This is a genomic window from Rhizobium sp. M1 (genome assembly GCF_002531805.1).
GTDB classification, from domain to species: Bacteria; Pseudomonadota; Alphaproteobacteria; order Rhizobiales; family Rhizobiaceae; genus Rhizobium; species Rhizobium etli_C.
Genome location: NZ_NWSW01000006.1, coordinates 46,772 through 59,044 on the forward strand (window position 1 = coordinate 46,772; position 12,273 = coordinate 59,044).

Sequence of the window (12,273 nt, forward strand, 5' to 3'; positions counted from 1 at the left end):
TATTAGAGCCTTTGCTGCAGCGCGCCCTCTACCGACTGCAGCACAAGCTCGCCGAGCCGCGCCGCAGCTGGCGGCAGCTCGGCTTCGGCCCGATGCAGAACCAGGCCAAGCTTCGGCAGGTCGGGCAGGCCGACGGCCTTCGGCATAAGCGGCCGGAGCTTCGCCGGCAGGCCGACCGGCGTGCGGATTGTGAGACCGAGGCCGGCTGCCGTCGCCGCCCAGAGGCCGCCGAGACTGGCACTGACGAAGGCGAGCCGCCAGGAAATGCCGGCCGCATCAAGTGCCTTTGTCGCCGCGCTGCGCAACAGGCACGGCGCCTCCAGTGAGGCGAGCGGCATCGGCTCGCCGCTGGCCGCATGCCAGCCGATCGGCCCCTCGGCAGGCCCGATCCAGCACATCGGCACTTCGCCGATCCGCTCGCAATGTGCCGTCAGCGCGCCGTCGCTCCAGGCAAGCGCCAGATCGAGCTTGCCTGATGTCACGCGCTCGAGCAGTTCGGTATTGCGTGCCACCCGCGCCTCGATGCGGACCTTCGGATGGGCGCGGGCGAAACGGCCGAGCACCTCGGGCAGCAAGGTCTCTCCGAAATCCTCCTGCAGCCCAAGCCGCACCCAGCCCTCCAGCTCGATGCTGTGCACGGCGGCGGCCGCCTCGTCGTTGAGCTCCAACAGCCGCCTGGCATAGCCGAGCATCGTCTCGCCGGCATCGGTCAGCGCCAGCCCGCGCCCCGCCTTGCGGAAGATCGGCGTGCCCGCCTGTTCCTCCAGCTTCTTCAGCTGCGCGCTGACCGCCGAAGTCGACCGTCCGAGCCTTTCGGCCGCCTTGGCGAAATTGCCGAGCTCCATGCCGGTCGAAAAGGTTCGAAGCACATCGAGATCAAAGATGGTCCGCCGCATCAGATAGTCCATATTTTCAGGATTATTTGTCCAAAATATTCTGATTTTCAGCATCATCGTGCCGTGCGATGGTGTTGTTGTCAAGGCCGGCGGACGGCCCCAACCATGGAGATCCCGATGCCCTTCGTTCGCATTTCCCTTCGCAAAGGCAAGTCGCCGGACTATCTCGCGGCCCTCGCCGACGCCATCCAGCGCGCCCTGGTCGAGACCTTCGACGTGCCTGAGAACGATCGCTTCCAGGCCATCCACCAGCATGACGAGAACGAGCTGATCTTCGACAGCAGCTATCTCGCCGGCCCGCGCTCCGGCGATTTCGTCTATATCTCGATCACCATCGGCCGGCCCCGAACCGCCGAAATGAAGGCGGCGCTCTATCGCCGGCTTGTCGATCTCGTGTCGCAATCGCCGGGTCTTCGGCCCGAGGACGTGATGATCGTCATCAGCACCAGCGCCCCTGATGATTGGTCCTTCGGCAACGGTATCGCGCAGATGACGGATCCCGACTGGCGGCTGCGGGCAGCAGGGGAACGCTCATGATTGCCATGCAATACAGCTTCACCCTGCCCGCCGATTACGACATGTCGATCGTCGACCGACGCATCCGCGATAAGGGGCCGCTGCTCGACGGTTTCCCCAATCTCGGCTTCAAGGCCTATCTCAGCGCCCGCCAAGGCGAATGTGCCAGCCGCGACAATCTCTATGCACCCTTCTATCTCTGGCAGAAACCGGAAGGGGCAAGCGACTTTCTCTGCGGCCCGGGATTCGAAGCCCTGACCGGCGCCTTCGGCTGGCCCACGGTCAGAAGCTGGATTGTCTGGCAGGCGGAGCTTTCGGCTGAGATCGCTGCTGCCCGGTTTGCGACCCGCGATATCCTGCTGACCGAGCCTTACGCGCCGCTCGCTGATATCCGGCGGGCCGAAAGCGCTGAGGCTGAAGCCGAGGTCGCGGCAGGCGGCGCACTCGCCTCCGTCTCCGGCTTCGAACCGACGACATGGACGCGGGTGCGCTTCAGGCTATGGCGCGAGATGCCGGAGATCGGCCCGCAGACGCTGGCCTATCGCGTCGGTCACCTGTCCCTGCCCTGACGCTGGCGTCAAACGGTTGCCCGGCGGTAGAAGGCGAGCGACCCGGCAAGCGCCAAGAGCGCACCGCCGCAGGCTCGCTCCAGCCAGAGGGCGCCCGACGTCTTCAGAAAACGCACCGCCTGCGAACCGAAGAAGGCGTAGCCGAACATGATGATGAAATCGAGCGCGGCAAAGACCAGCGCCAGCAGCGCATATTGCCCCGCCTGCGGCAGCGTCGGGTCGATGAACTGCGGCAGAAAGGCCGAGAAGAACAGGTAGCCCTTCGGATTGGTCGCCGCGACCATGAAACTCTTCAGGCCGATCGAGAAGGTCGATGTGGCACCCGCCGGCGCGCCTGCTTTCAACGCCGCATCGATCCCGCCTTTCGAGCGCAGCAGCATGATGCCGAGAAAGGCAAGATAGGCAGCACCTGCCCATTTCAGCATCGAGAACCAGAATTCCGATGCCGCGAGCAGCGCGCCGAGCCCGACCGCCACGGCGCCGATCAGCACGAAATCGGATAGTACCGCGCCGACCATGCCGGCGATTGCCGGCCGCAGGCCATGCCTCGAACCATTCGTCAGCGCCAGCAGCACTGTCGGGCCCGGCGTCGCGATGCCGACGAACGAAACGGCTGCAAAGGCCAGAAGCGTGACGGTGTCCATAATGATCCCTCCCAGGTCAGAGGAACGAAACTTGCACGCGCCACAAGCCCTGGCAATGCCGGACCGTCAACAAAAAACCCGCATCCTCTGTCGGGCTGCGGGCTCTCGAAGCAATGCGATCGGATCAGATACCGCTCTGGCCGTCGGAACCGATATAGGCGATGCGGATCATGTTGGTGGCGCCGGGCGTGCCGAGCGGCACGCCGGCCGAGATGATGATGCGGTCGCCCGGCTTGCCGAAGCCTTCATCCGCGACGATGCGGCAGGCACGGTTGACCATGTCGTCGAGATCGGTGGCGTCATGGGTAACGACGCAATGCAGACCCCAGACGATGGCAAGCCGCCGCGCCGTCTTGATGATCGGCGACAGCGCCAGGATCGGCACCTGCGGACGCTCGCGCGAGGCGCGAAGACCTGTCGTGCCCGACGAGGTATAACAGACGATCGCCGACAGTTTCAGCGTTTCGGCGATTTGGCGCGCGGCAAGCGAGATCGCATCGGCGCCGGTCGCTTCCGGCTGGGCCCGCTGGGCATAAATGATGCCAGGATAATGCGGCTCGCGCTCGATGGCAGTGGCAATCGACGCCATGGTCGAGACGGCTTCGACGGGATAGTCGCCCGAGGCCGATTCGGCCGAGAGCATGACGGCATCGGCACCTTCGAAGACGGCGGTCGCGACGTCGGAGACTTCGGCGCGCGTCGGCACCGGCGCCGAGATCATCGATTCCAGCATCTGCGTGGCGACGACCACCGGCTTGCCCGAACGGCGGCAGGCGCGAATCAGCTGCTTCTGGATGCCGGGAACCGATTCGAGCGGCATTTCGACGCCGAGATCGCCGCGGGCAACCATCAAGGCATCGGAGAGCTCGATGATTTCCTCGATGCGTTCGAGAGCCTGCGGCTTTTCGATCTTCGACATCAGGCCGACGCGGCCGCGGGCGATCTTGCGCACTTCGGCAAGGTCGTCGGGACGCTGGACGAAGGACAGCGCCACCCAGTCGACATCGTCGGTGGCGAGCACCGCGTCGAGGTCGGCGCGGTCCTTATCCGTCAGCGCACCGACGCCGAGCAGCGTGTCGGGAAGGCTGACGCCCTTGCGGTCGGAGATGCGGGTGCCCGAAATAACCGTCGTGACGATGCTCTTGCCGTCACACTTTTCCGCACGCAGCGCGAGCTTGCCGTCGTCGATCAGTAGGCGATGGCCGGGCTGCACCGATTCCAGGATTTCGGGGTGCGGCAGATAGACACGGGTCTGGTCGCCAAGCGCCTCGTTGTTGTCGAGCGTGAATGTCTGGCCGGGCTTCAGGTCGACTTTGCTGTCGACGAACTTGCCGACGCGCAGTTTCGGCCCCTGCAGGTCGGCGAGAATGCCGATCGGCCGGCCGGAGCGCGCTTCGACCGAGCGGATACGCTCGATGAGCGTCCGCATCAGGTCATGGCTCGCGTGGCTCATATTGATGCGGAAGACATCGGCACCGGCCTGGTGCAGCTTCTCGATCATCGATTCCTCGGAGGAGGCGGGCCCGAGGGTGGCGAGGATTTTAATTTTGCGATTACGCTTCATCAATTCTGGCTTTCTTGCGTCCCTGGGGTGTCGGAGAGTTGGACCATCCAGCTGCCCTGGCGGCCCGTGTCGTATTCCTTGAAACCCATCTTCTGGTAACCGCGGGCATAACAATCCTGCACACCCGAGATCTTGAACTCGTTTTCCGCCACGCACATCTGCACGTCACCCGTCCATCGTCCTCCCCGGGCGGCGTCCTCGGCGTAGAGGTAATAATAACGCGACTGCAGTTCTCCCTCGATCAGCGTGGCGCAGGTGGTTGCCGGCACTTGCCACCAGCCTTCCGTCACCCAGCCATCCTTGGCCCGGTATCCGATCGCGACGCCGACGAGATTCTGTGTTCCGTTGCAGACGCGAAAATCGGCGCGTGCGGCATCTGCGATGAAGAACGGCATAAAAGCTGCAAGAGCGAACAGAGCGAGTCGGACCAGCGGTCCGGACCGCGTGAGGAAACTTGGCGCGGCTTGAATCAACACGGCTCCCAAATAGCTCCACGGTTATTCGTATCCGTGTCTTCTTGCGCCGCCGTCATGCGAAAGTCAACGCGATGCTAATCGATTATATTTCCTTTCACAAACTGCGCATCCAGGCTTCATCTTCGCTTCCCGCCGCCTGTCGCGCTTGAACCGGCGGCAGCCCCATGCGATCACTGCGCCCGACTGCGCAATGACGAACGGCAATTCCTTCATGGACGACTTCCAATCCTTCGAAAGCCTACCGGGAAAACATGACAAAGGGATGGTGATCCTCGCCGATCACGCGATGAACCGCCTCCCCGCGCAATACGGCCGGCTCGGCCTGCCCGAGGCGGCCTTTGCCCGCCACATCGCCTATGACATCGGCATCGAGGGCCTGACGCGGCAGCTCTCGGCGAGACTCGGCGTGCCCGCGGTGCTCGGCGGCTTCTCGCGCCTGCTGATTGACCCGAACCGCGGCGAGGATGATCCGACGCTGATCATGAAAATTTCCGACGGCGCCGTCATCTCGGGCAACCATCCGATCACACCGCAGGAGTGGGAGTATCGCATCGAGACCTTCCATCGCCCCTATCACAATGCCGTGGCGGACACGATCGACAAGGTGGCGAACGCCACCGGCCGGGCGCCGCTGGTCCTGTCGCTGCATTCCTTCACGCCAGCGTGGAAAGGAATTCCTCGCCCCTGGCATGCCGCAGTCCTCTGGGACAGCGACCGGCGCGCGGTCGGCCCGCTGCTCGACATGCTGCGCGCCGATCCCGATCTCTTGGTTGGCGACAACGAGCCCTATGACGGCGCCCTGAAGGGCGATACCATGTACCGGCACTGCATGATGACCGGCATCCCGCACGCGCTGCTCGAAGTGCGCCAGGATCTGATCGCAGACGAGACCGGGATTGCTGCATGGGCCGAACGCCTGGCGCCGATCTTTGCGGCGATGAACGCCGATCCTGCCTTGCACGACTTCGACGTCCATCCGTCGCGCACCGGTCCCTATTGAAGGAAGGAATGCGAGATGACCGCGCTCAGTAAAGAACAGCAGACCGAATTCGAAGCCGCCGCCTTCCGCCGCCTTGTCGCGCATCTTCGTGAGCGCAGCGACGTGCAGAACATCGACTTGATGAACCTCGCCGGTTTCTGCCGCAACTGCCTGTCGAACTGGTACCGCGAAGCGGCCGAGGCCGAGGGTGTCGCGGTAACCAAGGACGAATCGCGTGAAATGGTCTACGGCATGCCTTACGAGGACTGGAAAAATCTCCACCAGAACGAGGCCTCGCCTGTGCAAAAGGCCGCTTTTGAACTGAACAACCCGCACAAATAGCCCGTCACCGAGCGAATAGGCTTGACCCTCGCGCCGCTTCGCGGCAGTCACGGGCATCCAAAATGATCATCCAATCAGGAGAACACGATGTCTGATGCTCATGGCGTCGCCCGCGACCAGCTTCGCGCTTTCATCGAGCGCATTGAACGGCTGGAAGAAGAAAAGAAGACCATCGCCGACGACATCAAGGACGTCTACGGCGAAGCCAAGGGGATGGGCTTCGACACCAAGATCCTGAAGAAGGTCGTGGCGCTGCGCAAAAAGGACGAGCAGGAGCGCATGGAAGAGGAAGCGATCCTCGACACCTATCTGCACGCGCTCGGCATGATCGAGTCCCCGCCGGAAGGCTGATCCGACTGGCATCACCGATGTCGACAAGCCGCTGGAGCGATCCGGCGGCTTTTCTTTTGCGGAGAACGCGCCGGGCCGAACATCGACGGTGTCCGATCGAAACGACCAAAAGAAAAACCGCCGGATCGCTCCAGCGGTTTTTCGATATTCCGATCATCGGCACGCTCAGTTCGTATTGAACTTGCGCACCTCCATGAAGTTGACGGCCGTGCCGCTGAAGCGGGCCGGGTCGACCGAAGCGGTCTTGACGTTGAAGCCTTCGGCATAGACGGCGGTCGGCTGGGCGCGCATCGTCTGGCTGACGAAGCGCGGCGCCTTGACCTGCTTGGAGGCCATTTCGAGACGGGCATTGGTCAGCGCCCACTGCGAAATCATCTTCTGCGTCAGCTTCGGCTCGGTCCGCACCGTCGCGCGGCTGGCGTCGGCGGCGGCGGCTTGCTTCTGCGTCGGGCGGCCACCCTTGGTGGGAAGAGCCGGCACCACGGCGTTTTCGGCGGCCGGTTCGTCGAAGGCGTCGCCAAAGCTTGCCGACTTCGTTGCTGGCGCCAGGGCTGCGAGCTGAAGCGACGGTTTCTGGGCAGGCGCCTGTTGCGGCATCGCCGCATTGATCGCCTGCTCCACCGTCATCTCGGGCGCGTGCGCGGCGACCTGGTTTTCGTCACCCTTGTTCTGCTGGTCGAGCGCATCGGCAAGGGCAGGAGACAGTCCGCCGTCCTGATCGGCCTCGTCGGCCTCTGCTTCCGGATCGGCATTGGCGGCAGCGAGAAGCTTCTCGGCAAGCGCCGGACGTTCGACCGGCGTCGGAACCGGCATTCCGCTCAGCATGGCAGGATCGGTCGACGCGACTTCGGCATCGCCGGGCGCGCGGCGCTGGCCAAGAAGCGAGGGAACCGGGATGCTGTAGGCGCTGAGATCGGCGAATTGCTGCGGCTGGGCCTGATCGGCCGGGAGCGCGGCGGCCAGAGCCTGCTGCGCAGCATTACCCGAAGGCGGCGCGACCAGCGCGCTTGCCACTTCGCTGCCGGCCGGCTGGTTGCTGAATGCCGGACGAACCTGCGGCACCGGCGCGTTCACATCGGCGACCTCGGTCTGCTGCGGCTCGGCAGGGGCAGGCTCGGCCTTCGGCGGCGTCGCCTTGGCGACGGCGACCGGGGCCGAATCGTCGGAATCGTCTTCCTGCTCGTCGGCGCCGCCGCCGAAGAGCGCCTCAAACAGCGTCTTGTGCTTCGGTGCCGATTCGGAAGCGCTGGCGATCTCGATCTGCGTGCTGTTGCCGCGGCGCTTGTAGTCGGCCATCGCCTGCTGGTAGCCCGGCAGCGGCTTGCCGTCGGCCGGAATATGGATGGTATTGCCGTTCGGGAAAAGCCGGACAAGCTCGTCGCGGCTCATGCGCGGCCAGGCGCGAACACCGCCGACATCCATGTGCACGAAGGGCGAACCGGACTTCGGATAGAAGCCGACGCCGCCGACCTGCATCTTCATGCCGATGGCGCGAATCGTCGCCAGCTTGACGTCGGGAATGAAGAAGTCCATCGCCTTGCCGAGCATGTGCTGGCTCTTTTCGGCAACGCCGGATTTGCGCGAGCGGCCGCGCAGCATCTCGTTGGTCGCCGGCGAGCGGAAACCGCAGACGACGTTGATATAGTCCCGTGAACCGCTCTGGCGATAGACTTCCCAGATCAGGTCGAACAGGCGCGGATCCATCTTCGTCGGCTGGTTCTTGCGCCAGTCGCGCAGGAAGCGGTTCAGCTGCTCCAGACCCTTGGGGTCGAACTTGCCGTTACGCTTGTAGGTAATGACGGCTTTTTCGCCGGTATGGATGAAATAGAGCTTGAGGCTGCGGGTGTCGCCCGCGGCCTGAGAAGGCGTACTGACGAATACCGGCGAGGAAACCGCAAGCGCAAGAAGGGCGGCCGCCGCCGTCCTCACTGCCTTTCCGCAGATGTCGGCGCACAAAGAACGCCAGCTCAAGCGCGAAGGCTTGGAATTCCCATTCAGATTCGGCAACTCGATCCCCGTCAGACAGACAATGTCCCGTACTGTCCCAGATGACTGTCAAATGCGGTCACACGATGGCAAAAATGCCACACATGATCAACCTTTTCTTTACATAGTGAACGAGCCACTAACAAGTGGTTTATGAACAGTAACAAATCGTGGTTGCCCGAGTCTTAACAAATGCGGGCTTAGGCCGCATCTTTCTGGGGATTATCGGGATCTATGCCGTAATCTTTGAGCTTGCGATAAAGTGTGGACCGCCCGATGCCAAGCTTGCGTGCCACTTGACTCATCTGTCCGCGATAGAATTTAAGCGCGAATCGGATGAGTTCCTCCTCGACATCGGCAAGCTTGCGCACGTCGCCTGAGGGGTTGACGCTGGCGATTGCATTTTCGGAGGTCTCGGACAGGCGGTGGTGGTGGTGAACCTCCCCGTGCGTCGCAACCCGGTAGTCTTCGCTATATGCCTCGTCCGGGTCGAGGCCGGTATTGTCGGCCACGAGCGCCAGGTGATCCACCACTTCATATTGCGGAAGCTGGGCGGCGATCTGCGGGAAGTCCGCCTCGGTCAGCTCCGGCCCCTCGGCCAGAACGACCGCGCGGAAGATCGCGTTTTCGAGCTGGCGGATATTGCCCGGCCAGTCATAGGCGGTCAAAAGCGCCAGCGCGCCCGAATTCACCGTCATTCGGCGGCCGTTCTTCTGCTCGCTGGAGAAACGGTCGGCAAAGACGCGCACCAGGTGCGGAATATCTTCCTTGCGTTTGCGCAGCGCCGGAATGGTGATCGGGAAGACGTTGAGGCGATAGTAGAGATCTTCGCGGAAATGGCCGTTCTTGACCTCCTCGATCAGATCCTTGTTGGTCGCCGAGATCAGTCGGACATTGACCTTGTGGGCGGTGCGCGCACCGACGGTCTCGATCTCGCCCTGCTGCACGGCGCGCAGCAGCTTCACCTGCACTTCGAGCGGCAGGTCGCCGATTTCGTCGAGGAAGATGGTGCCGCCGTCGGCTTCCATGAACTTGCCGATGTGACGTTCGGTCGCGCCGGTGAAAGCGCCCTTTTCATGGCCGAAGAGGATGCTCTCGACGAGATTGTGCGGGATCGCCCCGCAATTGACGGTGACGAACGGCTTGTTCGAGCGTTCGCCGCCGGACTGGATGGCGCGCGCCACCAGCTCCTTGCCGACACCGGATTCGCCTTCGAGCACGACGGGAATGTTGGATTGCGCCGCCCGCTGGGCAAGATCGATGACGCGGAGCATTGCCGGGCTGGCCGAAACGATGTCGTCGAAACCGACGGAGCCTGAGCGCGACCGGCGTCCGGCCCGTGCCTTCACCTCACGCTGGTCGAGCTTCATCGCATTCGAGATCGACGTGGCGATGCGTTCGGGCGAGACCGGCTTGACGACGAAATCGAAGGCGCCGGCGCGCATCGCCTGCACGACGGTTTCGATGCCGCCCTGGCCTGTCTGCACGATCACGGGGATCTGCGTGCCGAATTCATGAAGCGCGTCGAGGAATTCGAGACCGGTCATCTCGGGCATCATCAGGTCGAGCACGATGACGTTGAAAAGGCCGCTGTCGCGCTTGACCATTTCCAGGCCGATCCGGCCGTTTTCCGCCTGGTGCACGACATGGCCGTGACGCTCGATTGCGTTCTTGAGCAGGCGGCGCTGCACCGGGTCGTCTTCGACCACGAGGATTTGCCCTGCTCCCTTGAGCTCATTGTAACCGGTCATTGTCGCCTCACTTCATGCGAAACCATGGAGGGCACTCTGGCAGAAAGGCTTGAACATCCAGTTTTGAGAAATAATTGCATTTTAACGATTGCAACGACCGATTTTCGTGCCGAAGCGAGGCCTTTGATGGGGCGAAAGGCCCTTGATGCGGGGCCTTCTCACGCTTATTCAAACAGACCTGTTTTAAAGTGGAGAGGAATTGCGTCCATGAAAATCAAGCTCCCGCACGCCAGCCTTCGCTTGTCGCCTGCAGCGCCGGCTGGGCCCGCCGATCCGGCGCTCGGCGATCTGCCGGTCTGGAAGCTGCAGGATCTCTATCCCTCCGCCACGTCAACCGCCTTCGTCGCCGACATGGAAAAGGCCGGCAAGGCCGCGATCGCCTTCGAGGAAAGGTGGAAGGGCAAACTCGCCGACGCCGCGACGAAAACCGGCACCGAGGGCATCGGCGCGGCGCTGAAGGAATATGAGGCGCTTGACGACATCATGGGCCGCCTCGGCTCCTTTGCCGGCCTGACCTATTTCTCCGACACGACAAACCCGACCAACGGCAAGCTCTACGGCGACGTGCAGGCCAAGATCACCGAATTCTCGGGCCATCTCCTGTTCTTCGCGCTGGAACTGAACCGCATCGACGACGCGGTCATCGACGCCTGCATCGCCAACGACCCCGATGCCGGCCATTATCGCCCCTGGCTCATCGACCTCAGGAAAGACAAGCCCTATCAGCTCGACGACAGGCTGGAGCAGCTCTTCCTCGAAAAGTCGATGACATCGGCCTCCGCCTTCAATCGCCTGTTCGACGAAACCATGGCGGAACTCCGCTACGAGATCGATGGCGAGAAGGTGCCGCTCGAAGTGGCCTTGAACATGTTGCAGGAGAAGGATCCGGACGTGCGCCGCAAGGCCGCCATGGCGCTCGCCGAAACCTTCAAGGCCAATATCCGCATCTTCACGCTGATCACCAACACGCTTGCCAAGGACAAGGATATCTCCGACCGTTGGCGCGGCTTCGAGGACATTGCCGACTCCAGGCACCTTGCAAACCGTGTCGAGCGCGAGGTCGTCGATGCGCTCGCTGCCGCCGTCCGGGAAGCCTATCCCCGCCTTTCGCACCGCTATTATAAGATGAAGGCGAAATGGCTCGGCATGGAGCAGATGAACTTCTGGGACCGCAACGCGCCGCTTCCGGAAACCTCCAGCGCCGTAATCTCCTGGTCGGAGGCAAAGGACACGGTGCTGTCGGCCTATGGCAATTTCGCCCCCGAGATGGCCGATATCGCCAGGCGCTTCTTCGACGAACAATGGATCGATGCCCCGGTTCGCCCCGGCAAGGCGCCCGGCGCCTTTGCCCATCCGACGGTTCCCTCTGCCCATCCCTATGTGCTCGTCAACTATATGGGCAAGCCGCGCGACGTGATGACGCTTGCCCACGAACTCGGCCACGGTGTGCACCAGGTTCTGGCCGGCGCGCAAGGGGCGCTGATGTGCCAGACGCCGCTGACGCTCGCCGAAACCGCCTCCGTCTTCGGCGAGATGCTGACCTTTCGCACGCTTCTCGAAAAGACCACCGACAAACGCGAGCGCAAAGCGATGCTCGCCCAGAAGGTCGAGGACATGATCAACACGGTCGTGCGCCAGATCGCCTTCTACGAGTTCGAACGCCAGCTGCACACCGCCCGCAAATCAGGTGAACTCACCGCCGACGACATCGGCGAACTCTGGCTCTCCGTCCAGTCCGAAAGCCTCGGGCCGGCGATCAGCATTTCCGAGGGCTACGAGACCTATTGGGCCTATATCCCCCACTTCATCCACTCGCCCTTCTATGTCTACGCCTATGCTTTCGGCGATTGCCTGGTGAATTCGCTCTATGCCGTCTACCGGAAGGCCGAGAAGGGTTTCCAGGAGAAGTATTTCGAACTGCTGAAGGCCGGCGGCACCAAGCACCATTCCGAATTGCTGAAGCCTTTCGGCCTCGACGCCACCGATCCGTCGTTCTGGAGCCAGGGCCTGTCGATGATCGAAGGGCTGATCGATGAGTTGGAGGCTTTGGATAGGGCGTAAGAGAGCGAGTCCCTTCTCCCCTCGGGGAGAAGGTGCCGGCAGGCGGATGAGGGGGCGACACGGCAGGACCTCTCCTTCGCAGACGCTGAGGACGTCGCTTCGCTCCACCCCCTCATCTGCCCTTCGGGCATCTTCTCC

Annotated in this window: 12 protein-coding genes; 6 read left to right on the plus strand and 6 right to left on the minus strand. The window is 62.8% G+C overall.

Annotation, left to right across the window (positions count from 1 at the left end; genetic code table 11):
- Positions 1–2 precede the first annotated feature (2 nt).
- A complete protein-coding gene (locus CO655_RS06405; protein WP_097664242.1) occupies positions 3–896 on the minus strand; it encodes a LysR substrate-binding domain-containing protein in 894 nt (297 codons plus the stop codon).
- A 117-nt stretch (positions 897–1,013) separates the two neighbouring features.
- Here CO655_RS06405 and CO655_RS06410 point away from each other — a divergent pair, with 117 nt between their 5' ends.
- Positions 1,014–1,433 carry a tautomerase family protein gene (locus CO655_RS06410; protein WP_097664243.1) on the plus strand — a complete coding sequence of 140 codons (420 nt, stop codon included), beginning with the start codon at positions 1,014–1,016 and terminating at the stop codon, positions 1,431–1,433.
- A complete protein-coding gene (locus CO655_RS06415) occupies positions 1,430–1,981 on the plus strand; it encodes a DUF4865 family protein (protein ID WP_097664146.1) in 552 nt (183 codons plus the stop codon). The genes CO655_RS06410 and CO655_RS06415 overlap by 4 nt, the downstream gene beginning before the upstream one ends.
- Positions 1,982–1,989: 8 nt before the next feature.
- Here the strand turns inward: CO655_RS06415 and CO655_RS06420 are convergent, their stop codons facing one another.
- The 3 genes from CO655_RS06420 to CO655_RS06430 form a co-directional block, all read right to left on the minus strand.
- Entirely contained in the window at positions 1,990–2,625 is a 636-nt protein-coding gene (locus CO655_RS06420) for a LysE family translocator (protein ID WP_097603967.1), read from the minus strand.
- Between the two features lie 124 nt (positions 2,626–2,749).
- The gene (gene pyk / locus CO655_RS06425; protein WP_097603966.1) at positions 2,750–4,189 is read right to left on the minus strand and encodes a pyruvate kinase; all 1,440 of its coding nucleotides are present in this window, start codon (positions 4,187–4,189) and stop codon (positions 2,750–2,752) included.
- Entirely contained in the window at positions 4,189–4,674 is a 486-nt protein-coding gene (locus tag CO655_RS06430) for a DUF1036 domain-containing protein (protein ID WP_012485172.1), read from the minus strand. The genes pyk and CO655_RS06430 overlap by 1 nt, the downstream gene beginning before the upstream one ends.
- 202 nt (positions 4,675–4,876) lie before the next feature.
- Between CO655_RS06430 and CO655_RS06435 the strand changes: the two genes are divergently transcribed.
- The 3 genes from CO655_RS06435 (at position 4,877) to CO655_RS06445 (ending at position 6,337) form a co-directional block, all read left to right on the plus strand.
- On the plus strand, positions 4,877–5,665 hold the full coding sequence (locus tag CO655_RS06435) for an N-formylglutamate amidohydrolase (protein WP_097604081.1): 789 nt from the start codon (positions 4,877–4,879) through the stop codon (positions 5,663–5,665).
- A 15-nt stretch (positions 5,666–5,680) separates the two neighbouring features.
- Positions 5,681–5,986, plus strand: coding sequence for a DUF1244 domain-containing protein (locus CO655_RS06440; protein ID WP_010030106.1), 306 nt, complete (start codon positions 5,681–5,683; stop codon positions 5,984–5,986).
- A gap of 87 nt (positions 5,987–6,073) precedes the next feature.
- Positions 6,074–6,337: a DUF2312 domain-containing protein gene (locus CO655_RS06445; protein WP_003585771.1), complete on the plus strand. Its 264-nt coding sequence runs from the start codon at positions 6,074–6,076 to the stop codon at positions 6,335–6,337.
- Positions 6,338–6,502: 165 nt separating this feature from the next.
- Here CO655_RS06445 and CO655_RS06450 read toward each other — a convergent pair whose 3' ends face one another.
- Both CO655_RS06450 and CO655_RS06455 read right to left on the minus strand, forming a co-directional pair.
- Entirely contained in the window at positions 6,503–8,344 is a 1,842-nt protein-coding gene (locus CO655_RS06450) for a DUF882 domain-containing protein (RefSeq protein ID WP_097664147.1), read from the minus strand.
- 179 nt (positions 8,345–8,523) lie between these two features.
- Positions 8,524–10,074, minus strand: coding sequence for a sigma-54 dependent transcriptional regulator (locus tag CO655_RS06455; protein ID WP_097664148.1), 1,551 nt, complete (start codon positions 10,072–10,074; stop codon positions 8,524–8,526).
- Positions 10,075–10,281: 207 nt separating this feature from the next.
- Between CO655_RS06455 and CO655_RS06460 the strand changes: the two genes are divergently transcribed.
- Entirely contained in the window at positions 10,282–12,135 is a 1,854-nt protein-coding gene (locus tag CO655_RS06460; protein ID WP_097603963.1) for a M3 family oligoendopeptidase, read from the plus strand.
- Positions 12,136–12,273 lie beyond the last annotated feature (138 nt).